Raw genomic sequence first — 25,422 nt, forward strand, 5'->3', positions numbered from 1 at the left:
AGCCATGGTCGCAGGGTGGTCAGCGGGCGGGCACTCCGGCGCGCAGCAGGCCGTAGGTGACGCTCTCGACGAGCGCCATCCAGCTCGCCTCGAGGATGTTCGCGGCGACACCGATGGTCTCCCAGGTCGTCTCGCCGTCGCTCGTCTCGATGAGCACCCGGGTCACGGCGTCGGTGCCGTGCGCCGCGTCGAGGATGCGGACGCGGTAGTCGATGAGCTCGAGGTGCTCGATCTCGGGGTAGGCCGTGGCGAGTGCGAGCCGCAGTGCGTGGTCGAGCGCGTTGACGGGACCGTTGCCCTCGCCGGTGCGCAGGACCCGCTTGCCCCCGGCGGTGAGCTTGACCGTCGCCTCCGACAGGGCGCCGCCGTCGGACTGGCTGTCGGTGATGACCCGCCACGACTCGACCTCGAAGAACGGCGGCAGCGCGCCGTCGATCTCCCGGCGCAGGAGCAGCTCGAAGCTCGCGTCCGCGGCGTCGAAGGTGTAGCCGCGCAGCTCGAGGTCCTTCACGGTCGCGAGCACCCGCTGCACGAGTGCGCTGTCCTCGTCCCTCAGCGGGTCGAGGTCGAGGCCGAGCTCGCGGGCCTTGAGCTCGATCGACGCGCGGCCGGCCATGTCGGAGATGAGCATCCGCATGTCGTTGCCGACGTGCTTGGGGTCGAGGTGCTGGTAGAGGTCGGGGTCGACCTTGATCGCGCTCGCGTGCAGCCCGGCCTTGTGCGCGAACGCGCTCGCCCCCGTGTAGGGCTGGCGGCTGTAGGCCGGCACGTTGGTGATCTCGCTGATGGCGTGGCTGATCCGCGTCGACTCCTGGAGCCGGTGCGGCTCCAGGACCTGCTGGCCGACCTTGAGCTGGAGGTTGGCGACGACCGTGACGAGGTTGGCGTTGCCGGTGCGCTCGCCGTAGCCGTTGATGGTGCCCTGCACGTGCGTCGCGCCGGCGTCGACGGCCGCCATCGAGTTGGCGACGGCGCAACCTGTGTCGTTGTGGCAGTGGATCCCCAGCCGGGCGTCGCCGCTCGCTCCCGCGTCGAGCCCGGTGAGGCCGAGGCTCTGGGCGACATCGGTGACGACGTCCCAGACCTGGCCGGGGAGCATGCCGCCGTTGGTGTCGCACAGGGCCGCCACCTCGCCCCCGGACTCGAAGACGGCGCGGAGGGCCTCGAGCGCGTAGGCGCGGTCGACGGCATACCCGTCGAAGAAGTGCTCCGCGTCGACGAAGACGCGCCTCCCCTCACCGCGAAGGAAGGTCACGGTGTCGCGGATCATCTCGAGGTTCTCGGCCTTGGTCGTGCGCAGGGCGCGCTCGACGTGCCCCACGTGGGACTTCGCGACGAGGGTGACGACCGGTGCCCGGCTGTCGAGCAGCGCCCGCACCAGCGGGTCGGTGGCGGCGGAGCCTCCCGCGCGCCGGGTGGCGCCGAACGCCGCCAGCGTGGCGTTCTTGAGCTCGAGTTCGGTGGCGGCCCGGGCGAAGAACTCGGTGTCCTTCGGGTTCGCCCCGGGCCAGCCACCTTCGATGAAGCCCACGCCGAGCTCGTCGAGGTGGGACGCGATGGTGAGCTTGTCCGCCACGGAGAGGTTGAGCCCCTCCTGCTGGGCACCATCGCGCAGGGTGGTGTCGTAGACGTGCAGGTCGCTCATTCGTGTCTCGCCTCGATCGGTCTCGTGCCGTGGTTGTCGCAGTGCTCTAAGTGTCGCCCTCGAACCAGCGTTGCCGTCCAGCAGCCGGGGTGTGGCGGCCGGACCCTCTGCCTGGCGACTGCGGCGCACCGTCGTCGACCAAACAAAAAGACCCCCCGGGTGTGGGAGGTCTGCGCGACGAACGGTGACGTTCGTCGCGCTAGTCGATAATGACGGTGGCGGTGGCCACGGACATGGGAGTCACGAGGAGAGCGTGGCACGCGCGCCCGGCATGCGGGAAGGTCTGTCCACATCGCGGGCGCCCGCTCGGGTCCACTCCGCTTCGAGCGAGGTATGCCGTCCGCACCCCTCGCGTCGCTACGCTCGGCTCCCATGGGAGAGACGTTGCACCTCACCGCCGTCCTCGAGCCGCGAGGCCCCGCGGGCGCGCTGGTGTTCACCGACGACCAGGTGGCGGCGATGGGCGACGGGGCGAAGACCTTCCCCGTGACCGTGACGGTCGGTGACACCACGCTCCACCTCCGGCTTGCCCGGATGGGCGGCGAGTCGCTCGTCGGGTTGAGCAAGGCGGCGCGCGCCGAGGCCGGGGTCGAGATCGGCGACACCGTGACGTTCAGCATCGCCGCGGAGACGGGTCCGCGGACGGTCGAGGTGCCCGGCGACCTCGCCGAGGCCCTCGCCCGCGATCCCGCGGCGGCTCGGGCCTTCGAGTCGATGGCCTACACCCACCGCAAGGAGTACGTGCGGTGGGTGGGCGAGGCCAAGCGCGAGCAGACCCGACTCGACCGCATCGCGAAGACCGTCGAGATGGTGCGCGAGGGCCGCACCCGCTGAGGCGTGTCAACTCAGGGTTGACGTCCAGACTTCGTCAACCTATCGTTGACACCATGACCCGACGCCCGGACATCCGCCCCCGCAGGAAGACCTCACTCTCGACCGGCATGCTCTGCGTGCTCGGTGGTCTCGTCGCCCTCATGCTGTCCCGGGGCCGCGACGGGTTCGACAAGGGCTTCTTCCTCGGCGCCTGCATCGCCCTCATGATCCTGGGCGCCTACCTCCTGGGGTCGGCGACCTTCCGCAAGGGCACCGAGGACGAGCTCGGTGACGACGCGTGGCTGCCGAGCCGCGACGGGCGCTGAGCGCGTGACGACGTCGGACGGCCCGTCCACGCACCCGACCAGCGAGTCCGGCGCGGTCCACCGCGACCTCGTCGAGGCGGTCGGGTCGGCGATCCTCTCGACGGCCCCCAGCAGGGACCCGCTCGTCCTCGTCGAGCACACGGCGTCCGCCGAGGCGGCCGTGCGGGACCTGCTGTCGCAGGCCGTGGGCACCGCCCGCGCCGACGGTCACAGCTGGGCCGCAATCGGCGCCGTGCTCGGCATGAGCCGCCAGGCCGTGCAGCAGCGGTTCGGCGGTCGCGGCGGTGACGACGAGCTCGAGCCGGAGGAGCGGTGGCTGGGTCCGGTCACGGCCTTCGACGAGATGGCCGAGCTCGAGCTCGCCGGGCGACTGGGCTGGCACACGATCGGGGTGGGCATGCTCCGCCACCGCATGGTCCGCACCCCGCACCAGTGGGAGCACAAGCGGGTGCTCTGGTCGGGTTCGCTCACCCGGTGGGAGAAGGACGACTGGGTCCTGGGGTCGCGGGCCTTCCCGTGGGTCTACCTCGTGCGCGACACCGGGCTGCCCGCCGAGGAGTGACCGCCGGAGTGACGCGGCGCAGGACCGCCGGGGACTGACAGCAGGCTCAGCCTCGGCGGCGACGGCCCAGCCCGGCCCGGGCCCCGGCGCCGTCGAGGCTCGCGCGGTCGGCGGCGGCGCGACCGACGTGCCAGCCCTCGGCGTCGCGGACCGAGCCCGTGGACTTTGTCCGGACCGACGGGAACCACTCGCCCACCGTGGCCTCGACCTCCTCGGTGCGGGCGGCGAGGAGCGGGACGAGGGCCTGCCCCTGGGGCCCGGCCGCCGACACGGCAGCATCAGTCTCGGCGTCCATGACCTCGCGCAGGCGCTCACCGATCCGGTGCGCGTAGGCAGTGAGGAACGACGAGCGGAAGGCCCGGGTGCGACTGCGGCCGCGGTGGTCCTCGCGTGAGCCCTCGGCCAGCATCCGGGTGTTGGCCTGGACGAGCAGGGACGTGAAGAGCAGCTCGACCGACTCGAGGTCGCCCTCGAAGCCCACGACGGTGCCGAAGCCCAGGGCGCGGGTCCAGACCATGCGGCAGTGGTTCGCGGTCGCGACGGCCGTGAGCAGCGACGCCTTGGGGCCGTCGTAGGGGGTCTCGATCCCGATCCGCCGACCCCGTGGCCCCTCCCCCGCGTCGGGCTCGCGCGCGGAGAGCAGGGCGAGGTCGATGCTGTGCCGGGCCATGAGTGCCTGGGCGCCCGCGGTGAACGTCTCGGCCTCGGCGGCGAAGGTCGTCGACTCGGCCTTGGCGAGCAGCATCCGGACCCGCTCGAGGATGCGCGAGTCCACGTGGGCCGGCGCCGACCCGGCGCGCCCTGCGCCTCCGGCAGCAGCCTGCGGTGCCGCGGTCGCCGTGCCCGGCAGCGGCGAGAGCCGCTCGATCCCCGGCAGGGTCTGGAGGAGGTGCAGGACCGTCAGCGCCTGCGTCAGCAGGGTGAGCCAGTCCGCGCCCCGGCGTCGTCGGGCGTCGAGCCAGGTCTGGGAGCGCGGCCACCACACCGCGCCCTGGAGCGTCTCGAGCTGCGACCACCACTGGGGGTCGACGGTCGTCGAGGCATAGCGGTCGAGCTCGTCGGCCATGACGTCGAGGACGACGACCTGCTCGTCGGCACCGAGCCCTCGCACCGCCATGCGGTGCACGTCGGCGGGCTGCCAGCCCCGCTCCCAGGCCCCCGTCGTGGCCGCGCGCAACGACTCGACCACCGCGCCGCCCACCGCCCGGGCGCCCTCGGCGGTGTCGCACCGCTGCGCCAGGGCGACGACGACGTCGTCGAAGGCGCGGGCCCGCCGGGCGCCCAAGGCACGGACCGCGAGCGCGACCAGGTCCGACTCGGTGCTGCTGTGCATGTCTCCCCCGCTGGTCCTCGTGGACGTCCAGCATCGCATCGCCACACGACGACGGTCCGGGCGCAGGCGCAGACCTGTGGACGACGGCATACGGGATCGACGCCCTGTGGACGACGGGCCCCGCCGGTCAGGACCCTCAGGTGACCGAGCGCCACCAGTGCGTGGGCTCGGCCGGGAGGTCGGCGACGTCGATGCGCTCGCCGGGTCGCGGGACGACGACCGTGACCCCGCGTCGCTCGGCCTCGGCGAGGACACGCTCGATCGGCTCGCTCCACGGGTGGAACGCGAGGTTGAAGGTGCCCCAGTGCACCGGCACCATGACCTGTGCGCCGACGTCGAGCGCCGCCTCGACACCGTGCTCGGGCGTCATGTGGATCGTCGGCCAGCCGTCGTCGTAGGCACCGACCTGCACGAGCGCGAGGTCGAACGGCCCGTAGCGCTCGCCGATCTGTGCGAACCCGATGAAGTAGCCGGTGTCACCCGAGTAGAAGACCTTGCCGTGCTCGCCCTCGAGGACCCACGAGGCCCACAGCGTGCCGTCGCGGGAGAGCCCGCGGCCCGAGAAGTGCTGGGCCGGCGTCGCCACGAGCCGCACCCCGGCGACCTTGGTGTCCTCGTGCCAGTCGAGCTCGTCGATGCGGTCGGCCGCGACGCCCCACTTCTCGAGGTGGGCACCGACGCCGAGCGGGACGACGAAGCGCGTCTCGGGACGCAGGTCGGCGAGCTCCTTGACCGAGTCCATGTCGAGGTGGTCGTAGTGGTCGTGCGAGATGACGACGGCGTCGACCGGGGGCAGGTCGCGCAGGGCGACCGGCACCGGGTGGAGGCGGCGCGGCCCGACCTGCTGCGAGGGCGAGCACCGGTCGCTCCACACCGGGTCGAGAAGCACCACGGCCCCGTCGACCTGGACGAGCACGGTCGAGTGACCGAGCCAGGACACGTGGGTGCCCTCTGGCAGGGAGCCGAGCGGCTCGCGCACGAGGGGCACGTCACCGACCGGGTGGCGCTCCTGGCGTCCGGCGACGAGCTCCTTGACGCTGCCGGCGAGCGAGCGCGACGAGGGTTCGAAGCGCAGCTGCTGGTTGTGGAAGCGGCCGTTGGACCACTCCGGCGACTCGGCCATCCGGGCCGCACGGGCACCGGTCGCGCGTCCGCCCATGGCCTCGGGGATCGGGCGCCCCGCCTTCACGAGCCACGCCGCGAGGCCGACGCCACCTGCTGCCACTGCCAGTCCGGGGATTCTCACCGCTCCAGTGTCACCCCAACTCGCCGAAGTCGCGGCATGCCACCACGAGGGCGTCGAAGAGACGGCCGTCCTCCCCCGCCTCCGGGTGCCACTGGACGGCGAGCCGGAACGGGTGCGCCGGGTCCTCCATCGCCTCCAGCGTCCCGTCCTCGTGCCAGGCGCCGGGCGCGTAGCCGGGGTGGGTGGCGACGGCCTGGTGGTGGTAGGTCGGCACGTCCAGGGGCTCGATCCCGAGGATCGAGGCGAGCCGGGTGCCCTCGACGACGGAGACGTGGTGGGAGGCGTAGACACCCGGCGACGGGCTGTGCGAGGTGTGGCCCACGCGGTCGGGCACGTGCTGCTCGAGGGTCCCGCCCGCAGCGACGGCCATGACCTGCATCCCGCGGCAGATCCCGAGCAGCGGCAACCGCGTGCGCGCCGTCACGGCGGCGACCGCGATCTCGAACCCGTCCCGGTCCGGTCGCGGCGCCTGGGCGCTCTCGTGGGGGACGGCGGCATACCGGCTCGGTTCGACGTCCGCGCCGCCCGCGATGACGACACCGTCGAGCCGCGAGAGCACCTCCTCGACGAGCTCCTCGTCGGCGTCCAGGCGCGGGGGCAGGACGACGGCGATCGCCCCGGCCCGCTCGAGGTGCTCGACGTAGTTGTGCGGCAGGACGGTGCTGGGCTGGTCGCTCCAGTCGCCGCGCACGACCGGCTCGACGTAGGACGTGACGCCGATGACCGGACGACGACGTTGCGCTGTCACGGGGCTCAGAGCGGGGTCACGTAGGCGCCGGAGATGCCGCCGTCGACGAGGAAGGTGTTGGCGGTGATGAAGCTCGACTCGTCGGAGGCGAGGAAGAGGACCGCGTTGGCCATCTCCTCGGGCTCGCCGAAGCGCCCCATCGGCACGTGCACGAGACGTCGGGCGGCGCGTTCCTCGTCCTTGGCGAAGAGCTCGCGCAGCAGCGGCGTGTTGACCGGTCCCGGGCACAGGGCGTTGACCCGCACCCCCTGACGCGCGAACTGGACGCCGAGCTCGCGCGACATCGACAGCACCCCGCCCTTGGAGGCGCTGTAGGAGATCTGCGAGGTCGCCGCACCCATGACCGCGACGAACGAGGCGGTGTTGATGATCGAGCCCTTGCCCTGCTCGAGCATGTAGGGGATCGCCGCCTTGCAGCAGAGGTAGACCGAGGTGAGGTTGACCTCCTGCACCTTGCGCCACGCGTCGAGGTCGGTGTCGAGGATCGAGTCGTCCTCGGGCGGGCTGATACCGGCGTTGTTGAACGCAATGTCGACGCTGCCGAACCTCTCCTTCGCGGTGGCGAAGAGGGCGTCGACCTGGTCCTTGTCGGTGACGTCGCAGTGGACGTAGGCGCCGCCGACCTCGTCGGCGATCCGCTCGCCGTTGGTGTCGTCGAGGTCGCCGATGACGACCCTGGCGCCCTCCTCCGCGAAGCGGCGCACGGTGGCGAGCCCGATGCCGGAGCAGCCCCCGGTGACGACGGCGACCTTGCCCTCAAGACGAGTTCCCATGTGTTGCAAGCCTTTCAGTGGTGGTGGTGATCAGCTCTCGGTGCTGATGAAGACGTTCTTGACCTCGGTGAACGCGTCGAGCGCATCGGGGCCGAGCTCGCGCCCGATGCCGCTCGCCTTGTAGCCGCCGAAGGGGGTCGAGTAGCGGACGCTGCTGTGGCTGTTGACCGAGAGGTTGCCCGCCTCGACCGCGCGCGAGACGCGGATCGCCCGCCCGACGTCGCGCGTCCAGATCGACCCCGACAGCCCGTATGCCGTGTCGTTGGCGAGGCGGATCGCGTCGGCCTCGTCGTCGAAGGGCATGACCCCGACGACGGGACCGAAGATCTCGTCCTGCCAGACGCGGTCGGTCGTGGCCCGGGGCAGGACGACCGTGGGTGGGTACCAGTAGCCCGCTCCCTCGGGGGCGGAGCCGCGGAAGGCGACGTCGACGGCGCCCCCGGACTCCTCGACGAACCCGCGGACCGTCTCACGCTGGCCTGCGCTGACGAGCGGGCCCATCTGGGTGGACTCGTCACCGGGGTCGCCGACGCGGACGTCGCCCATGGCCGCCTCGAAGCGCTCCATGAAGGCGTCGAACACGCTGCGCTGCACGAGGATCCGCGTGCGGGCGCAGCAGTCCTGGCCGGCGTTGTCGAGGAAGGACATCGGCGCGGCAGCCGCCGCCACGTCGAGGTCCGAGTCATCGAAGACGATGTTGGCCGACTTGCCGCCGAGCTCGAGCGTGACCCGCTTGAGCTGGTCGGCGGCCTTGCGCATGATGCCCTGACCGACGGCGGTCGAGCCGGTGAAGCAGACCTTGCGGACGTCGGGGTGGGTGACGAAGCGCTCCCCCACCACCGACCCCTTGCCGGGCAGCACGGTGAACACGCCCTCGGGGATGCCCGCCTCCAGCGCCAGCTCGCCGAGCCGCATCGCGGTGAGTGGCGTGAGCTCGGCCGGCTTGAGGACGACGGTGTTGCCCGCCGCCAGCGCGGGCGCGAACCCCCAGCCCGCGATGGGCATCGGGAAGTTCCACGGCACGATGACCGAGACGACGCCGAGTGGCTCCTTGATCGTGATGTCGAGGCCGCCGGCGACGGGGATCTGGCGGCCGAACAGCCGCTCGGGTGCGGCCGAGTAGTAGGCGAGGACGTCGCGGACGTTGCCGGCCTCCCATCGTGCGTTGCCGACGGTGTGCCCGGCGTTGGTCACCTCGAGCTGGGCGAGCTCCTCGAGGTGGTCGTCGACGACCTCGCTGAAGCGGCGCAGCAGCCGGCCGCGGTCGGCGGGTGCGAGGCCTCGCCAGGACGGCCCCACCTCGACGGCGCGGGCCACCGCCTCGTCGGTCTCCTCGACACCGACGAGCTCGATGGTGCGCACCGTCTCCTCGGTCGCGGGGTTGATGACGTCGTGCGTGGTGCTCATGTGTCTGCTTACAGCCTTTCGAATCCGCGGATGCGTTCCCAGTCGGTGACCGCCGCGTCGAAGGCCTTGAGCTCGACGTCGGCGGCGTTGACGTAGTGGTCGACGACGTCGTCGCCGAAGACGCTGCGGGCGATGGTGGACCCGGCGAGCAGGTCACGCGCCTCGCGCAGGGTGGTCGGCACGGTGTCGACGTCGGAGAGGTAGGCGTTGCCCTCGAAGGCCGGCTCGAGCTCGAGCTCCTGCTCGATCCCGTGGAGGCCACCGGCGAGCATCGCGGCGACGGCGAGGTAGGGGTTGACGTCACCGCCGGGGACGCGGTTCTCCATGCGCAGACCGGCCCCGTGACCGACGACGCGCAGGGCGCAGGTGCGGTTGTCACGGCCCCATGCGACAGCGGTCGGTGCGAACGACCCCGCAGCGAAACGCTTGTAGGAGTTGATGTTCGGCGCATAGAAGTACGTGAACTCGCGCATGGTGGCGAGCACCCCGGCGAGGAACTGGTCGTGCAGCTCGCTCTGGCCGCCGTCGCGCTCGTCGTCGGCGAAGACCACCTCTCCGTCGAGCCCGCGCAGCGACAGGTGGATGTGGCACGAGTTGCCCTCGCGCTCGTCGTACTTCGCCATGAACGTCAGCGACATGCCGTGCTTGGCGGCGAGCTCCTTGGCGGCGGTCTTGTAGATGACGTGGTTGTCGCACGTGCGCACGACCTCGTCGTAGAGGAACCCGATCTCGTGCTGGCCGAAGTTGCACTCGCCCTTGGCCCCCTCGACGGTGACGCCCGCGGCATACAGCTCGTTGCGGATCTCGCGCAGGAGCGGCTCGACGACGGTCCCACCGGTGATCGAGTAGTCCACGTTGTAGCGGTTGGCCCCCGTGAGCCCGACGTAGCGGCGGTCCCACGCGGAGGCGTAGGTGTCCTCGAAGACGATGAACTCGAGCTCGGTGCCGGCGATCGCGGTCCAGCCGAGCTCGGCGGCCCGGTCGACCTGCGCGCGCAGGATCCCCCGCGGGGACTGCCGCACCGGCCCGGAGCCGTCGAGCCAGGCGAGGTCGCACTGGATCGTCACCGAGTGGGGGGCGCCGGGGGTGCGGCGGAGCGTGTCCATGTCGAGGACGAACTCGAAGTCGCCGTAGCCATTCTCCCAGGACGACATGGCGTAGCCGTCGACGGTGTTCATGTCGACGTCGACGGCGAGGAGGTAGTTGCACCCCTCGGCGCCGCCCTCGAGCACGTGGTCGAGGAAGTATGCCGCGTGCAGCCGCTTGCCGGTCAGCCGTCCCTGCATGTCGGTGAAGGCCACGACGACGGTGTCGATCTCGCCGCTCGCGGAGCCGTCGCGCAGGTCGTCCAGGGTGAGCTGCCTGGGCCCCCCGGCGTGGATGGATCCGGTCATGTGTCGCTCTCCTTCGTCGTCCGTGTCGTCGTGCGTGTCGTCATCCGAGAAGTCCCCTGAGCAGGGCGGAGGTCGCGTCGCAGTGCTCCTCCATGGCAGCGCGGGCGGCGTCGGCGTCCCCCGCGAGGATGGCGGCGACGACGGCGTCGTGCTGCTCGCACGAGTGGGTGATGTTGCGGGGAAGGACGGGGATCGCGGCGAGCATCTCGCCGAGCGCGGCCTGGGCCCGCGTCACCGACTCGATGACCATCGGCGAGGCCGACAGGGTCGCGACGGCGAGGTGGAACCTGCTGTCGGCGATCCGGTGGGCGCCGGTGTCGTCGGCCTCCCACACGGCCGCGGCCGAAGCGACGAGCCAGGCCCGCTGGTCCCCGGCGAGCTCCTGGCGCGCCGCGAGCCACGCGGCTCCCGGCTCGACGATCCGGCGGAAGTCGAGCGCGTCGGCCAGCGCCGCACCACGCCTCACCGGCGCTGTCCCCGAGCCCGGCTCGGGCGTGACGTAGGTGACGACCGTGCCGCCGCCACGACCGCGACGGGTCGTCACGAGACCGCTCTCGCGCAGCGCGGCGATGGCGTCGCGCAGCGTGTTGCGGGCGACCCCGAGGCGCTCGGAGAGCTCACGCTCGGGCGGCAGCTGCTCCCCGTCGACGAACACCCCGAGCCGGATGGCCGTGGCGAGCTGCTCGACCGTCGTCTCGAAGACGTTCGCCGTCGCCGGACGCAGGACGGCCTCCGGGAGGCGTCCCGCGCCCAGGGGCGCCTGCGTCACGAAGGCCTCCTCACGGCACACCTCACCGGAAGATCTCCGCGGGCGGGATGGTGTCGTGACCCGCGGGGACGTCGACCATGAAGTGCTTCCGGCCCGCGAGGAACCACGACACCGTCGCGAAGCCGATGACGATGAGCACCGCGATCGGCGCGTAGTTGAAGGTGTCGACCGTGATCGGCGAGGCCGGAGGCAGCATGAAGAGCACGACGATGAAGGCCACCCACACCACCGCGATCCAGCCGATGGGGGCGCTCCACCTCCCGAGGTTCCACCGCCCCGGCCGGAAGTCGGGGTTCGTCCGGCGCAGGAAGACCGGCGTGACGTAGGCGATGTAGAGCCCGATGACGGCGATCGACGTCACGGCGAGATAGGCCGTGGTGGAGACGAGGGCCGGGCTGGCCAGGACGATCGAAGCCACGGTGACGAGCCAGATCGAGTTGGTCGGGGTGCCGGTGCGCGGGTTGACCTTGGACCACAGTCGCGAGCCCGGCAGGGCGTTGTCACGGGAGAAGGCGAAGGACATGCGCGAGGACGAGGTCACGCACGCCATGCCGCAGAAGAACTGGGCGACGGCGGCGATGAAGAGCATGAACAGGCCCAGGGTCTCGCCGGTGGCGTCGATGAAGATCTGTGCCGGCGGCAGACCGATGTCGGACTCCCTCGCCGCGGTCCAGCCGTCCTCGCCCTGGACCGCGAAGGTCACCGCCAGGAGGAGGATCCACCCGGCGACGAGCGAGACGACGACCGAGTTCACGATCCCGCGAGGCGCGGCGACGGAGGCGTTCTTGGTCTCCTCCGCGACGTGGGCGGAGGCGTCGAACCCGGTGAAGGTGTACTGCGCCATGAGCAGCCCGATGAGGAAGACGTAGATCCCGCTCTGCCAGCCGGTCTCGTTCTTGAACTCGGTGAAGACCCACTGCGCGCTCTGGTGCTGGTCGGGCACGAAGGCCAGCAGGAGGACGATGATCGCCGCGCCGGCGAGGTGCCACCAGGCCGAGACGCTCGAGAGCAGCCGTACGAGGTTGACGCCGAAGGCGTTGAGCAGCCCGTGCAGCAGGAGGATGACGACGAAGGCGATGAACGTCGTCGTCGCGCTCACCTCGAACCCGAACACCAGGCTGAGGAAGGCCATCCAGGTCACCGCTGCGCCGTAGTCGACCGCGGTCGTCACGGCGACCTCGCCGAGGAAGTTGAACCACCCGACGTACCAGGCCCAGACCCGCTTGTTCGTCCGGGCGAGACGACCGGCCCAGAAGTAGAGCCCGCCGGCGGTCGGGTACACCGAGCAGATCTCCCCCATCGCGAGAGCGACGCAGACGACGAACACGCCGACGAGCGGCCAGCCGACGGAGATCGCCATCGGCCCGCCGGCGTTCATCGCGATGAGATAGCTCGTGATGCAGCCGGCGAGGATCGAGATGATCGAGAAGCTCACGGCGAAGTTGCTGAACCCGCTCATGGAGCGGGTGAGCTCCTGCTTGTAGCCGAGCTCGGCGAGCATCGCCTCGTCGTCGTGGTGGTCACCGTGTGGCCCCTGCGTGGTGCTGCCCGACTGAGACGCCATCGCACTCTCCATCAAAGGTCTGTTCCAGGACCCTTTGTCCCCGGAACGTCAGTGACGGACAGGAAACACCCACACGGCATACGCCGTCAATGGTCTGTCCATGAACCTTTTCCGACGAGCGTATGCAGTCCGCTCAGGCGAGGCGGGTCAGCCAGCCGCGCGAGTCCTCGGCGCGGCCGTACTGGATGTCGAGCAGGCGCGAGCGGATCGCGCGCGTCACCTCGCCACCCTCGGGTCCGCCGACGGCCGGTGCGGAGCCGCCCTCCCAGCGCAGCTCGCCGACCGGCGTGATGACCGCCGCGGTGCCGCAGGCGAAGATCTCGACGATGTCGCCCGAGGCGACGCCGTCCTTCCACTCCTGGATGGGCACCTTGCGCTCGACCGGCGTGAGGTCGAGGTCCTTGGCGAGCTCGAGGATCGAGCTGCGGGTGATGCCCTCGAGGATCGAGCCGGACAGCTCGGGCGTGACGAGCTCGCCGTCCTTGGTGAGGAAGAAGAGGTTCATCCCACCGAGCTCCTCGATGAGCTCGTGGGTGCCCGAGTCGAGGAAGACCGCCTGGTCGCAGCCGTTCTCGATGCCCTCGAGCTGGCCGGCGAGCGAGGACGCGTAGTTGCCACCGCACTTCGCGGCGCCCGTGCCACCGGCGCCGGCGCGTGCGTAGTCCTGCGAGATCCACAGCTTGACCGGCTTGAGGCCGCCCGCGAAGTAGGGACCGGCCGGGGAGGCGATGACCGAGTAGGTCACCTCGTTGGCAGGGCGCACCCCGAGGAAGGACTCGGAGGCGTACATGAACGGGCGCAGGTAGAGGCTGGCCTCGCTGCCGTCGGCCGGCGGGACCCAGGCCTCGTCGACGGCGAGGAGCGCCTTGAGCGAGCCGATGAAGTCGGCCTCGGAGAGCTCGGGCAGGGCGAGGCGACGGGCGCTTCGCGCCATCCGGGCGGCGTTGGCCTCGGGCCGGAAGGTCCACACGGACCCGTCCTCGTGGCGGTAGGCCTTCATGCCCTCGAAGATCTCCTGGGCGTAGTGCAGCACCGCCGCGCTCGGCATGAGCTGGATGGGGCCGTAGGGCACGACGCGACCGTCGTGCCAGCCGCCGTCCTTGGTCCACGTGGCCGACACCATGTGGTCGGTGAAGTGGACCCCGAAGCCGGGGTTCGCGTGGATCTCGGCGCGACGCGCGTCGCTCGCCGGGTCCTCACGTCGCAGAGTCGTGAACGAGAGGTCGGTCATCTCAGGCGGGTCCTTCCACGCGGTGGGGCTTCAGCGGGGCTTCGGCGGGGCACCAGCAGGGCTTCGGTGCGCCGCCCCGAGCCTATGACAGGCGGTCGGCGACGGCGTCACCGATGGCGCTCGTCGACCGCACGGCACTGCCCCGCTCGAGGAGGTCCGCGGCGACGGCCGCCTCGACCCGGGCGGCCTCGTCGGTGCGGCCGAGGTGCTCGAGCAGCATCGCGACCGAGAGGATCGTCGCCGTGGGGTCGGCCTTGCCCTGCCCGGCGATGTCCGGGGCGGAGCCGTGGACCGGCTCGAACATGCTCGGCGCCTCGCCGGTGGGGTTGATGTTGCCGCTCGCGGCGAGGCCGATGCCACCGGCGATGGCCGCGGCGATGTCGGTGATGATGTCGCCGAAGAGGTTGTCGGTGACGATGACGTCGAAGCGCCCGGGGTCGGTCGCGAGGAAGATCGTCGCGGCGTCGACGTGCTGGTAGGCCGTCTCGACGTCGGGGAACTCCGCGCCGACCTCCTCGACCGTGCGCCGCCACAGGTGACCGGCGTGAGTGAGGACGTTGTGCTTGTGGACGAGCGTGAGGTGCCTGCGGGGACGGGCCTGGGCGCGGGCGAAGGCGTCGCGCACGACCCGCTCGACGCCGAAGCGGGTGTTGACGCTCACCTCGGTCGCGATCTCGTGGGCCGTGCCGGTGCGGACCGAGCCGCCGTTGCCGACATAGGGGCCCTCGGTGCCCTCGCGGACGACGACGAAGTCGATGCCGTCCGGAGCCACGCGCTCGACGGCGAGGGGGCTCTCGACGCCCGGGAGGAGCTTGGCCGGGCGCAGGTTGACGTAGTGGTCGAGCGCGAAGCGCAGCGGCAGCAGGATGCCGCGCTCGAGGACGCCGCTCGGGACGCTCGGGTCGCCGATCGCGCCGAGCAGGATGACGTCGTGGCCGCGCAGCTCCTCGAGCACGCTGTCGGGCAGCGTCTCGCCGGTGGCGTTCCAGCGCTGCGCGCCGAGGTCGTATGCCGTCGAGCTCACCTTGGTGCCGCTGCCGGCGGTCACGGCCTCGAGGACCTTGAGGCCCTCGGCCACGACCTCGGGCCCGATGCCGTCACCGGGCAGGACCGCCAGGTTGATGTCGGTCCGGCCGGGCTCCACTGCGCTGCTGTCGGTCATGTCGCCACCTTAGGAAGTCATCTCGCGATTCGGGACCGCATGCTCACCATGCGGTCATGGCGAAGGGCCCCCGACCGATGGTCAAGGGCCCTTCCGCGCACTGACGTCGCTGCTCAGGCGTCCGTGTGGTCTTGGTCGCGCAGGTCCAACGACTCCTGGAGGGCCTGCTGCGCCTGCTTCGCTTCTTCGCTCATGGGGAATCTCGTCCTTCGTGTTCTCGACTGGTGGGAGTTCGGTCGGCTCGAGCCCGTGGTGTGGGCGAACCGGTCAGCGGCGTCGCGGGGTCTCCGCGGCGAGGGTGCTGACTACCGGACCCCGCCGCGGCTGGCGATGAGGAGTACCTGCCGCTGCATGCTGTCGAGGTTATGAGGACGTCCAACTATCCGGAAGGGCGTGACCACGCACTGAGACGCCGTCTCAGCGGGACGCTCCCGGACGCACGGATGCCGTGCCCCACCGAGGTGGGAGCACGGCATCCGACGAGGTGGGAGACCTCAGCTCACTTGGCCAGCTTGCGCTTGAGCTCGGCGGCCGGCTTGAACGCGGCAGCGGTGCTCGCAGCGATCTCGAGCGCCTCACCGGTCTGCGGGTTGCGGCCGGTACGAGCCGCGCGCTCGCGCGTCTCGAAGATGCCGAAGCCCGGGAGCGACACCTTGTCGCCGGCGACGAGCGCCTCGGTGATGGCATCGAGGACGGCGCCGATGGCGCGGTCCGCGTCGGCTCCGCTGAGCTCGGTGCTCTCGGCAACCTTGGTCTTGAGGTCCTGACGGTTCACAAACCCTCCTGAGTCTTGGTGGTGATGACGGCCAACCCTAAGCACAGTGGGCCGCGAACCGCGCAACCGACCCGCAGACACGTATGCCGTGCACCCAGCTCGGGAGGTGAGCGCACGGCATACGTGATGTGGGTCAGAGGCGCTGCGGCACAGCGGAACTCAGTCGACCAGGTCCACCGTCTGGACCTCTGCCTCGACCTCCGAGGCGATGGCGTTGACGACGTCCGCCGGGATCTTGTTGTCGACGGTGAGGACGACCAGGGCCGTGCCGGCGGCGTCGTCGCGGTCGACCTGCATGCCGCCGATGTTGACGTTGGCCTCGCCCAGGAGACGGCCGATGACACCGACGACACCCGGGCGGTCCTTGTAGGAGAAGAACGCCATGTGGTCGCTGATCGGCACCTCGAGGTCGAAGCCGTTGATGCCGATGAGCTTCTGGACCAGCTTGGGTCCGGTGAGCGTGCCGGCCACCGACACGGTGGTGCCGTCGGCGAGGGTGCCGCGCAGCGTCGTGACGTTGCGGAACTCGTCCGAGACGGGGTCGGTGAGCAGTCGCACCTCGCAGCCGCGCTCCTTGGCGAGCAGCGGTGCGTTGACGTAGGTCACCGGGTCCTCGGTGACGTCGGTGAAGACGCCCTTGAGCGCGGAGAGCTCCCAGACCGAGACGTCGTGCTCGGTGATCTCACCGCGGACGTCGACGTCGAGCTGGACGGGGACCGAGCCAGCGACACCGGTGAAGATGCGGCCGAGCTTCTCGACGAGGTCGATGCCCGGGCGGACCTCCTCGGCGACGGCGCCACCGGAGACGTTGACCGCGTCCGGGACGAGGTCGCCGTTGAGGGCGAGGCGCACGGACTTGGCGACGGCGACGCCGGCCTTCTCCTGGGCCTCCTCGGTCGAGGCGCCGAGGTGCGGCGTCACGACGACCGACTCGTGCTCGAAGAGCGGGCTCTCGGTGGTGGGCTCGGTGGCGAAGACGTCGATGCCGGCACCGGCGACCCGACCGTCGCGCAGGGCCTCGGCGAGGGCCTCCTCGTCGACGATCCCGCCACGGGCGGCGTTGATGATGCGGACCGTCGGCTTGACCTTGGTGAAGGCGTCCTTGCCGAGCAGGCCCAGGGTCTCGGGCGACTTGGGCAGGTGCACGGTGATGAAGTCGGACTCGGCGAGCAGCTCGTCGAGGGTGACGAGGCGGGCGCCCAGCTGGCCGGCGCGCTGCGCCGAGACGTAGGGGTCGTAGGCGAGGATCTCCATGCCGAAGCCCTTGAGGCGCTCGGCGACGAGCTGGCCGATCCGGCCGAAGCCGACGACACCGACCTTCTTGTCGAGGAGCTCGACACCGCCGTACTTGCTGCGCTTCCACGCGCCGCCCTTGAGCGCCTGGTTGGCCGGCGCGATGTTGCGGGCGGTCGACAGGAGCAGGCCCACGGCGAGCTCGGCGGCGCTGGTGATGTTGGACGTCGGGGCGTTGACGACCATGACACCGGCCTGGGTCGCGGCGGGGACGTCGACGTTGTCGAGGCCGACACCCGCGCGGGCGATGACCTTGAGGTTCTTGGCCGCCGCGATCGCCTCGGAGTCCATCTTCGTGGCGGAGCGGATGAGGACGGCATCGACGTCGGCGAGGGCGGGGAGGAGCTGGGAACGGTCGGATCCGTCGATCTGGCGGATCTCGAAGTCCGGCCCGAGGGCGTCGATGGTCGCAGGGCTGAGTTCCTCGGCGATCAGGACGATCGGCTTGCTCACGTGCAGTCCTTGGGGGTTCGGGGAAGGTGGTCCGCACGACGCTGTGCGCGAGGCCGAGTCTAGGGCCGCGTTCAGCATGTGGATGGTGATGCCCGGTATGTGACACGCCACAGAGGCGGGTCAGCCGCCGAAGAGGGTCTGCCACACGGCGACGCCGACGAGGGTCTGCACCCCGGCCCAGCACGCGGAGGCCAGCGACAGGACGGCCATGAAGCGGGGCAGCCGGATCCTCGCGGCGCCGTTGGCGACCTGCGTCGCCGCGGCCAGCCCGTAGACCGGGTAGGTGAACAGCACCGAGCGTGCGCCGAACCGCTGCACCCTCGCCTGCGCGGCGGCGACGCGTCCGTCCGGAGCGGCCCGGGTCGTCGCGACGAGCCCCACCGCGTAGTAGCCCAGCCCGCGCACCACCCCGAGGGCGAAGAGCCCGAGGTACAGCAGCGCCGAGGGCCAGCTCGCCATGGTCGCGGTCACACCTGAGGATAGTCGCGCGCCGCGACGTGCTCGACGCCACCGACGTGCACTGCGAGACTTCCGCCCATGCGCATCGTCGTCACGGGAGGCCGCGGGGACCTCGGGGGTCGGGTCGTCCGCGAGCTGGGAGCACGTGGCCACGACGCGGTGCCCGCGAGCCGGCGCACCGGGGTGGACCTGTCCACGGGCGACGGGGTCGACGCGGTCCTCGACGGCGCCGACGCGGTGGTCCACGCGGCCTCGTCCCAGACCCGGCCCCAGAGCGTCGACGTCGCCGGTGCACGCCGCCTCGGCGAGTCCCTGCGACGGCTCGGCTCCTCCGCCCACGTCGTGTCGATCTCCATCGTCGGCTGCGACCTCGTGCCGTATGCGTACTACCGCGCCAAGGTCGACTCCGAGCGCGCCCTCGAGGAGGCCGGCATCGCGGCCACCGTCGTGCGAGCCACGCAGTTCCACTCGCTCGCGGCGTTCTTCGGCACGGCCGGCCGGGTCGGCCCGCTGGCCTTCGCCATCGGCGACATGCGGGTGCAACCGGTCGACATCGACTGGGTGGCGCAGCGGCTCTGCGACCACGCCACCGGTCCCGCCCCGAGCGGGTTCCGGCGCGCGACCGACCTCGCCGGCCCCACGGCATACACCGCTGGAGAGATGGCAGCGCTCCTCGCGGCGCACGACGGACGGCGCACCCCTCGCGTCGTGCGCGTCCCGCCGTTCCTGCCGGTGCTCAAGGGGTTCTCGCAGGGTGCGATTCTGCCGGGGCCCGACGCCAAGACGGGCGGGCGCGGCTTCGAGGAGTGGCTCACGACCCAGCCGACCCCGCTCCCCCGCCGCTTCCGGTCGCCGACATGAGCGACGACCACGTCCTCGCGCCGGGCACGGCGCCGACTCCGTTCTCCGCCAGCGAGATTCGCGACGGCTGCCCTGCCGGACGCACGGTCGTGGTCCGGGTCGAGGACGGCGACGGCGTCCGTCACCGCCGCAGCCGGTTCGTTGCGGTGACCGACGAGGGTGCGACCTACGAGCGGGCCGACTGCGACGCCGACGGAGCGGTCGTCGGCGACGTCGTGACCGCGCCGCTGACCTGGCTCGACCTCCAGCGCCACGCCTCGTTCCCCGCCGAGGTGACGACCCGGGACGAGGTCACCCTGGAGTTCCCGCTCGGTGTCGAGGCGTGCCTGCGCTACGTCGTGCGCGAGGGCGCCGGGACGACGACCTTCTGGTTCTCGACACGACGACCCGGTATGCCGGTCAAGGTCACCTCCCAGCGCGGCGACCGCCTGCTGTCCACCACCGTCATGGTGTCGGACGTCGTCGACGGGACGCCGCCCGGCTGAACCACGTCGTCGTGCCGGCGACGAGCCCGACGACGGCGACGACCACGAGCAACCACCACCAGGCGCCCCCGGTGACCGCCTCCCACACCGCCAGCCCGACCGACGTGTAGAGCGTGGCCCAGAGCAGCGACCCGACGGCCGTCGCCGGCAGGTAGTGGGCGAGCGGCATGCGCAGGGCACCGGCGGCCGCGTTGACGAGCGTCTGGACGCCGATGGTGAGGAACCCCAGCGCGACGGCCGGCGCACCCCACCGGCTGACGAGGGCCTCGGTGCGCACCACGGCAGGTCGGTCGAGGTGCGGTGCGAGCCGGGTGCGAGACCCTCCGGCGCGCAGCCCGCGCCCGGCCCAGTAGGTCGCGTTGGAGCGCAGCATCGCGATGACCCAGAACGCCGCGAACACCGCCCAGACCGGCCAGCGGTCGACGAGGTCACTCACGCGCCCACTCTAGGGAGAGGTCGAGACAGCACGACACGCCGCGCCCCTTCTCGGGACGCGACGTGTCGTGCCACCTCGACTGCGGTTCGGCGCCCGGCGAGCGGGCACCCGCTCGGTCAGCGCGCGGCCGAACCCTCGACGTAGTCGCTGTCGGTGTCGGTCTTGACCCACGACATGAGCTTGCGCAGCTCGCGACCCGTGGACTCGATGGGGTGCTGGGCACCCTTCTCGCGCAGCGCCTTGAACTCGGGGCCCCCGGCGTCCTGGTCGTCGATGAAGCGCTTGGCGAACGCGCCGTTCTTGATGTCGGCGAGCACCGCCGCCATGTTCTCCTTGACCGACGGGTCGATGACCCGCGGGCCCGAGACGTAGTCGCCGTACTCGGCCGTGTCGGAGACCGACCAGCGCTGCTTGGCGATGCCGCCCTCGACCATGAGGTCGACGATGAGCTTGAGCTCGTGGAGCACCTCGAAGTAGGCGATCTCGGGCTGGTAGCCCGCCTCGACGAGGGTCTCGAAGCCGTACATGACGAGCTGGCTGGCACCACCGCAGAGCACGGCCTGCTCACCGAACAGGTCGGTCTCGCACTCCTCCGTGAAGGTCGTGCCGATGCCGCCGGCACGCAGGCCGCCGATCGCCTTGGCGTAGGACTTCGCGAGGTCCCAGGCGTTGCCGGACGCGTCTTGCTCGACGGCGAGGAGCACGGGCACGCCGCGCCCGTCGACGTACTCACGACGCACGAGGTGGCCGGGGCCCTTGGGCGCGACCATGATGACGTCGGAGCCGGCCTCGGGCGTGATGTAGCCGAAGCGGATGTTGAAGCCGTGGCCGAAGAGCAGCGCGGCGCCCTCCTTGAGGTTGGGCTTGATCTCGTCGGCGTAGACGGTGCGCTGGACCTGGTCCGGCGTGAGGATGACGACGAGGTCGGCCTCGGCCGTGGCCTCGGCGACGCTCTTGACCGGCAGGCCCTCGGCCTCGGCCTTGGCCTTGCTCCTGGAGCCCTCGGCGAGACCGACGCGGACGTCGACCCCGCTGTCGCGCAGGCTCAGCGCGTGGGCGTGGCCCTGGCTGCCGTATCCGATGACGGCGACCTTGCGCCCCTGGATGATCGACAGGTCGGCGTCGTCGTCGTAGAACATCTCGGCCATGGTTTCGGCTTCTCCTTGAGTTGTCGTGCGATGTGGTCGGGGAGGAAGCACGGCGGCGTATGCCGGGCGCTCGCCCTGGTGGGTCAGGCTCCGCGCAGCGCGCGGTCGGTGATGGATCGGGGGCCTCGTCCGATGGCGACGATGCCGGACTGGACGAGCTCGCGCACGCCGTAGGGCTCGAGCACGCCGAGCAGCGCGGCGAGCTTCTCGCCGGGCCCGGTCGCCTCGATCGTCACCGACTCGGTGGCGACGTCGACGACCTTGGCGCGGAAGAGCTGGACGAGCTCGAGGACCTGGCTGCGCGTGGCGGCGTCTGCCCGCACCTTGATGAGCATCACCTGCCGCTGGACGGCCGAGGCGGCGTCGAGCTCGACGACCTTGAGCACCTCGACGAGCTTGTTGAGCTGCTTGGTGACCTGCTCGAGCGGGAGGTCCTCGACGTCGACGACGACGGTGATGCGCGAGATCTCCTCGTGCTCGGTCTCACCCACGGCGAGGCTGTGGATGTTGAAGCCGCGCCGCGAGAACAGGCCGGCGATGCGGGCGAGGACACCGGGCTTGTTCTCGACGAGCACCGACAGGGTGTGCTGGGACATCACTTCTCCTCACCTTCGACGGTGGTGTCGTCGCCGCTGTGGTCGGCGTCCTGCTCCTGCGGCAGCGCCTCGGAGTCCTCGCGGTCCCACTGGGGCGCGGTGTCCTTGGCGACCTGGATCGCGTCGTTGCTCACCCCGGCGGGGACCATCGGCCAGACCATCGCGTCGCGATGGACGACGAAGTCGACGAGCACCGGACGGTCGTTGATCGCCATCGCCTGGCGGATCGTCTCGTCGACGTCCTCGGGGCGTTCGCACCGCAGGCCCGCGCAGCCGTAGGCGTCGGCGAGCTTGACGAAGTCGGGGATGCGCGTCCCCTCGTGCGACGTGTGGAGGTCGGTGTTGGAGTAGCGCTCGTTGTAGAACAGCGACTGCCACTGACGCACCATGCCCAGGCTGCTGTTGTTGATGACCGCGACCTTGATCGGAATGTTGTTGATGACGCAGGTGGCGAGCTCCTGGTTGGTCATCTGGAAGCAGCCGTCGCCGTCGATCGCCCACACGGTCCGGTCGGGCTCGCCGACCTGGGCACCCATGGCGGCGGGCACGGCATACCCCATCGTCCCGAGCCCACCGGAGTTGAGCCAGGCACGCGGACGCTCGTACTGCACGAACTGTGCCGCCCACATCTGGTGCTGGCCGACACCCGCGACGTAGACCGCCTCCGGTCCGGCGATGGCGCTGAGCCGCTCGATGACGTACTGCGGGGCGAGCGTGCCGCCCTCGGGCACGGTGTAGCCCACGGGGAAGTCGCGCTTCCAGCCCTGGGTGCGCTCGCGCCACTCGGTGTAGTCGCCACCGCGGCCGGCGTCGATGTCGCCGTCGACCGACGCGATGAGGTCGACGAGGACGTCCTTGCACGAGCCGACGATCGGCACGTCGGCCTTGCGGTTCTTCGAGATCTCGGCCGGGTCGATGTCGGCGTGGATGACCTTGGCCTCGGGGGCGAACGTCGACAGCTGGCCGGTGACGCGGTCGTCGAACCGGGCGCCGAGGGTGATGAGGAGGTCGGACTTCTGCAGCGCCGTCACCGCGGCCACGGAGCCGTGCATGCCCGGCATGCCCAGGTGCAGCTCGTGGCTGTCGGGCAGGGCGCCGCGGGCCATGAGCGTCGTCACGACGGGGATGCGGGTGAGCTCGACGAACTGGCGCAGCTCCTCGGAGGCGTCGGCGCGGATGACGCCGCCACCCACGTAGAGCACCGGTCGCTCGGCGGCGGAGATGAGCCTGGTCGCCTCGCGGATCTGCTTCGCGTGCGGCCGGGTCACCGGGTGGTAGCCGGGCAGGTCGATGCGCGGCGGCCACGAGAACGTCGTCCTCGCCTGGAGGGCGTCCTTGCTGATGTCGACGAGCACGGGTCCGGGTCGCCCGGTCGAGGCGATGTGGAAGGCCTCGGCGATGACGCGCGGGATCTCCGCGGCATCGGTGACGAGGTAGTTGTGCTTCGTGATCGGCATGGTGATGCCGCGGATGTCGGCCTCCTGGAACGCATCCGTGCCGATGGAGGCGCTCGCGACCTGGCCGGTGATGGCGACGATCGGCACCGAGTCCATGTGCGCGTCGGCGAGGGCGGTGACGAGGTTGGTCGCACCGGGGCCGGACGTGGCCATGCAGACCCCGACCTTGCCGGTCGCGGACGCGTAGCCCTCGGCGGCGTGCCCGGCGCCCTGCTCGTGGCGCACGAGGATGTGCCGGACCTTGACCGAGTCGAGCAGCGGGTCGTAGGCCGGCAGGATCGCGCCGCCGGGGATGCCGAAGACGGTGTCGACCTCCATGGACTCGAGCGAGAGTACGAGGCTCTGGGCTCCGGTCACCTGCAGGGGAGCCTTGGCTCGGGCCTGTCGGGCGAGCCGCGCCGGGGTGGGCGCTGCCTGGGTCTCGCTCACGTCGTCACCATCTTCGGTCGGAGTTGCGTTCTGTCGTGTCGGTCGGGGTGCTGCGGGTCGTGCTCGGTGCTGCGTGTGGCACAAAAAAACCCTCCCGTCCCACGGGTGGGGACGATGGAGGGAGGCGCCTGGCCGGACCTGTCAGGAGGGGCCGGGCGCCGGAGGAAGTACGAGGAGTCGGGCCACGTGAAGACTCTCTCCCCCGCCGTCCGCCGTGTCAACGTGTGAGACGACACATCCCACCATCCGGTCACTCCACGAGCGACGTCGTGCCCTGCGCGGACGGCCAGCGCCGCCGAGCGGTCCCACCAGGGCACGACGTCGGAGGTCGTGCGAGGGCGTCAGTCGCAGACCGCGCCCTTGCTCGCCGAGCCGACGAGCTTGCGGTACTTCGCGAGGACGCCGCGGGTGTACTTGGGCTCGGGGTGCGTGACGCCTTCGGCGCGCCGCCGGTCGAGCTCCGCGTCGTCGACGAGGAGGTCGAGGGTGCCCTTCGCGACGTCGAGGCGTATGCCGTCCCCGTCCCGGACGAAGGCGATCGGCCCCTCGTCGACGGCCTCGGGTGCGACGTGCCCGACGCACAGGCCGGTCGTGCCGCCGGAGAAGCGGCCGTCGGTGAGGAGGAGGACGTCCCTGCCCAGGCCGGCACCCTTGATGGCGCCCGTGACGGCGAGCATCTCGCGCATGCCGGGGCCGCCCTTGGGGCCCTCGTAGCGGATGACGACGACGTCCTGGGCCTTGAGCTCGCCCTGCTCGACGGCGTCCATCGCCGCGCGCTCGCCGTCGAAGACCCGGGCGGTGCCCTCGAAGACGTCGGTGTCGAACCCGGCCGACTTCACGACGGCGCCCTCGGGGGCGAGCGACCCCGAGAGGATCGTCAGGCCACCGGTCCTGTGGATGGGCTCGGACATCGCGCGCACGACGTGGCCGTCGGGGTCCGGCGGGCGGATGTCGGCGAGGTTCTCGGCGACGGTGCGGCCGGTGACCGTGAGGGCGTCACCGTGGAGCAGTCCGGCGTCGAGCAGGGCCTTCATGACGACGGGCACTCCCCCGACCCGGTCGATGTCGGTCATGACGAACTGCCCGAACGGCTTGACGTCGGCGAGGTGCGGGACCTTGGCGCCGACCCGCTGGAAGTCGCCGATGGTGAGGTCGACCTCGGCCTCGTGGGCGATCGCGAGCAGGTGCAGGACAGCGTTGGTCGAGCCGCCGAAGGCCATGACGACGGCGATGGCGTTCTCGAACGCCTCCTTCGTCATGATCTGGCGGGCGGTGATGCCCTTGCGGAGCAGCTCGACGACGGCCTCCCCGGACTTGCGGGCGAAGCCGTCACGGCGCCGGTCGGTGGCGGGCGGGGCGGCCGAGCCGGGCAGCGACATGCCCATCGCCTCGGCGACGGAGGCCATCGTGTTGGCGGTGTACATGCCGCCGCAGGCGCCCTCGCCCGGGCAGATCGCGCGCTCGATGGCGTCGACGTCCTCGCGCGACATCTTGCCCGCGGCGCACGCACCCACGGCCTCGAAGGCGTCGATGATCGTCACGGTCTTCTCGGAGCCGTCCGAGAGCTTGGCGATCCCGGGAAGGATCGACCCGGCATACAGGAAGACCGACGAGAGGTCGAGGCGGGCGGCGGCCATGAGCATGCCCGGCAGGGACTTGTCGCAGCCGGCGAGCAGGACCGAGCCGTCGAGGCGCTCGGCGTTCATCACGGTCTCGACGGAGTCGGCGATGATCTCGCGCGACACGAGCGAGAAGTGCATGCCCTCGTGGCCCATCGAGATGCCGTCGGAGACCGAGATGGTGCCGAACTCGAGCGGGTAGCCGCCACCGGAGTGCACGCCGTCCTTGACCGCCTTGGCCAGCCGGTCGAGGGAGAGGTTGCACGGGGTGATCTCGTTCCACGAGCTCGCGACGCCGATCTGCGGCTTGACCCAGTCGTCGTCACCCATGCCGACGGCCCGGAGCATCCCCCGGGCTGCGGTCTTCTCGAGGCCGTCGGTGACGTCGCGGGAACGGGGCTTGATGTCGGGGGCGTCGCTCATGGGGCAACTCTAGGA

The 25,422-nt window shown here is 71.1% G+C and carries 24 protein-coding genes; 5 read left to right on the forward strand and 19 right to left on the reverse strand.

Going from position 1 to position 25,422, the window contains the following annotated elements; all coding sequences use genetic code 11:
- Positions 1–19: 19 nt before the first annotated feature.
- Positions 20–1,645: a citramalate synthase gene (cimA, locus tag KLO01_RS00985; protein WP_147061683.1), complete on the reverse strand. Its 1,626-nt coding sequence runs from the start codon at positions 1,643–1,645 to the stop codon at positions 20–22.
- Positions 1,646–2,017: 372 nt separating this feature from the next.
- Between cimA and KLO01_RS00990 the strand changes: the two genes are divergently transcribed.
- The 3 genes from KLO01_RS00990 to KLO01_RS01000 are packed head-to-tail and all read left to right on the forward strand — an operon-like array spanning position 2,018 to position 3,346.
- The gene (locus KLO01_RS00990; RefSeq protein ID WP_147061684.1) at positions 2,018–2,479 is read left to right on the forward strand and encodes a YdeI/OmpD-associated family protein; all 462 of its coding nucleotides are present in this window, start codon (positions 2,018–2,020) and stop codon (positions 2,477–2,479) included.
- A gap of 53 nt (positions 2,480–2,532) precedes the next feature.
- Positions 2,533–2,784: a hypothetical protein gene (locus KLO01_RS00995; RefSeq protein ID WP_147061685.1), complete on the forward strand. Its 252-nt coding sequence runs from the start codon at positions 2,533–2,535 to the stop codon at positions 2,782–2,784.
- Between the two features lie 4 nt (positions 2,785–2,788).
- Positions 2,789–3,346 carry a hypothetical protein gene (locus KLO01_RS01000; protein WP_246135984.1) on the forward strand — a complete coding sequence of 186 codons (558 nt, stop codon included), beginning with the start codon at positions 2,789–2,791 and terminating at the stop codon, positions 3,344–3,346.
- A gap of 46 nt (positions 3,347–3,392) precedes the next feature.
- Here KLO01_RS01000 and KLO01_RS01005 read toward each other — a convergent pair whose 3' ends face one another.
- From KLO01_RS01005 to KLO01_RS01070, 13 genes are all read right to left on the reverse strand, one after another.
- Positions 3,393–4,679, reverse strand: coding sequence for a DUF2786 domain-containing protein (locus tag KLO01_RS01005; protein ID WP_147061686.1), 1,287 nt, complete (start codon positions 4,677–4,679; stop codon positions 3,393–3,395).
- Positions 4,680–4,815: 136 nt separating this feature from the next.
- Positions 4,816–5,925, reverse strand: a complete 1,110-nt coding sequence (locus tag KLO01_RS01010) for an MBL fold metallo-hydrolase (RefSeq protein ID WP_246135985.1) — start codon at positions 5,923–5,925, stop codon at positions 4,816–4,818.
- Positions 5,926–5,935: 10 nt separating this feature from the next.
- A complete protein-coding gene (locus KLO01_RS01015; protein ID WP_147061687.1) occupies positions 5,936–6,673 on the reverse strand; it encodes a gamma-glutamyl-gamma-aminobutyrate hydrolase family protein in 738 nt (245 codons plus the stop codon).
- 5 nt (positions 6,674–6,678) lie between these two features.
- Positions 6,679–7,446 (reverse strand): 3-oxoacyl-ACP reductase, encoded by a 768-nt coding sequence (locus KLO01_RS01020; RefSeq protein ID WP_147061688.1) that lies wholly within the window; start codon positions 7,444–7,446, stop codon positions 6,679–6,681.
- Between the two features lie 30 nt (positions 7,447–7,476).
- Complete coding sequence (locus KLO01_RS01025) at positions 7,477–8,853, reverse strand: aldehyde dehydrogenase family protein (RefSeq protein WP_147061689.1); 1,377 nt, start codon at positions 8,851–8,853, stop codon at positions 7,477–7,479.
- A gap of 8 nt (positions 8,854–8,861) precedes the next feature.
- Positions 8,862–10,247 carry a glutamine synthetase family protein gene (locus KLO01_RS01030; protein ID WP_147061690.1) on the reverse strand — a complete coding sequence of 462 codons (1,386 nt, stop codon included), beginning with the start codon at positions 10,245–10,247 and terminating at the stop codon, positions 8,862–8,864.
- Between the two features lie 40 nt (positions 10,248–10,287).
- Positions 10,288–11,016, reverse strand: a complete 729-nt coding sequence (locus KLO01_RS01035; RefSeq protein WP_246135986.1) for a FadR/GntR family transcriptional regulator — start codon at positions 11,014–11,016, stop codon at positions 10,288–10,290.
- Between the two features lie 22 nt (positions 11,017–11,038).
- Positions 11,039–12,580, reverse strand: coding sequence for an amino acid permease (locus KLO01_RS01040; protein WP_147061691.1), 1,542 nt, complete (start codon positions 12,578–12,580; stop codon positions 11,039–11,041).
- Between the two features lie 133 nt (positions 12,581–12,713).
- Positions 12,714–13,811, reverse strand: a complete 1,098-nt coding sequence (locus tag KLO01_RS01045) for a branched-chain amino acid aminotransferase (protein WP_147061692.1) — start codon at positions 13,809–13,811, stop codon at positions 12,714–12,716.
- A gap of 82 nt (positions 13,812–13,893) precedes the next feature.
- Entirely contained in the window at positions 13,894–14,973 is a 1,080-nt protein-coding gene (locus KLO01_RS01050; protein WP_147061693.1) for a 3-isopropylmalate dehydrogenase, read from the reverse strand.
- Positions 14,974–15,472: 499 nt separating this feature from the next.
- Positions 15,473–15,748 carry an HU family DNA-binding protein gene (locus KLO01_RS01060; RefSeq protein ID WP_147061694.1) on the reverse strand — a complete coding sequence of 92 codons (276 nt, stop codon included), beginning with the start codon at positions 15,746–15,748 and terminating at the stop codon, positions 15,473–15,475.
- Positions 15,749–15,907: 159 nt separating this feature from the next.
- Entirely contained in the window at positions 15,908–17,494 is a 1,587-nt protein-coding gene (gene serA / locus KLO01_RS01065; RefSeq protein WP_147061695.1) for a phosphoglycerate dehydrogenase, read from the reverse strand.
- Between the two features lie 120 nt (positions 17,495–17,614).
- Positions 17,615–17,965 carry a hypothetical protein gene (locus tag KLO01_RS01070; RefSeq protein ID WP_147061696.1) on the reverse strand — a complete coding sequence of 117 codons (351 nt, stop codon included), beginning with the start codon at positions 17,963–17,965 and terminating at the stop codon, positions 17,615–17,617.
- A gap of 66 nt (positions 17,966–18,031) precedes the next feature.
- Here KLO01_RS01070 and KLO01_RS01075 point away from each other — a divergent pair, with 66 nt between their 5' ends.
- Positions 18,032–18,814, forward strand: a complete 783-nt coding sequence (locus KLO01_RS01075) for an SDR family oxidoreductase (protein ID WP_147061697.1) — start codon at positions 18,032–18,034, stop codon at positions 18,812–18,814.
- Positions 18,811–19,299, forward strand: coding sequence for a hypothetical protein (locus tag KLO01_RS01080; RefSeq protein WP_147061698.1), 489 nt, complete (start codon positions 18,811–18,813; stop codon positions 19,297–19,299). The genes KLO01_RS01075 and KLO01_RS01080 overlap by 4 nt, the downstream gene beginning before the upstream one ends.
- Here the strand turns inward: KLO01_RS01080 and KLO01_RS01085 are convergent.
- The 5 genes from KLO01_RS01085 to ilvD all read right to left on the reverse strand — a co-directional run bounded on the left by KLO01_RS01085 (position 19,259) and on the right by ilvD (position 25,407).
- Complete coding sequence (locus KLO01_RS01085) at positions 19,259–19,735, reverse strand: DedA family protein (RefSeq protein WP_246135987.1); 477 nt, start codon at positions 19,733–19,735, stop codon at positions 19,259–19,261. The two genes, KLO01_RS01080 and KLO01_RS01085, sit on opposite strands and share 41 nt — an antisense overlap.
- Positions 19,736–19,851: 116 nt before the next feature.
- On the reverse strand, positions 19,852–20,934 hold the full coding sequence (ilvC, locus tag KLO01_RS01090) for a ketol-acid reductoisomerase (RefSeq protein WP_275938369.1): 1,083 nt from the start codon (positions 20,932–20,934) through the stop codon (positions 19,852–19,854).
- Positions 20,935–20,966: 32 nt separating this feature from the next.
- Positions 20,967–21,479, reverse strand: coding sequence for an acetolactate synthase small subunit (ilvN, locus tag KLO01_RS01095; RefSeq protein WP_147061700.1), 513 nt, complete (start codon positions 21,477–21,479; stop codon positions 20,967–20,969).
- A complete protein-coding gene (locus tag KLO01_RS01100) occupies positions 21,479–23,365 on the reverse strand; it encodes an acetolactate synthase large subunit (protein ID WP_147061701.1) in 1,887 nt (628 codons plus the stop codon). The genes ilvN and KLO01_RS01100 overlap by 1 nt, the downstream gene beginning before the upstream one ends.
- Positions 23,366–23,706: 341 nt before the next feature.
- Positions 23,707–25,407 (reverse strand): dihydroxy-acid dehydratase, encoded by a 1,701-nt coding sequence (gene ilvD, locus KLO01_RS01105; protein ID WP_147061702.1) that lies wholly within the window; start codon positions 25,405–25,407, stop codon positions 23,707–23,709.
- Positions 25,408–25,422 lie beyond the last annotated feature (15 nt).

It is taken from the genome of Knoellia locipacati (assembly GCF_007992835.1).
Taxonomy (GTDB): domain Bacteria; phylum Actinomycetota; class Actinomycetes; order Actinomycetales; family Dermatophilaceae; genus Knoellia; species Knoellia locipacati.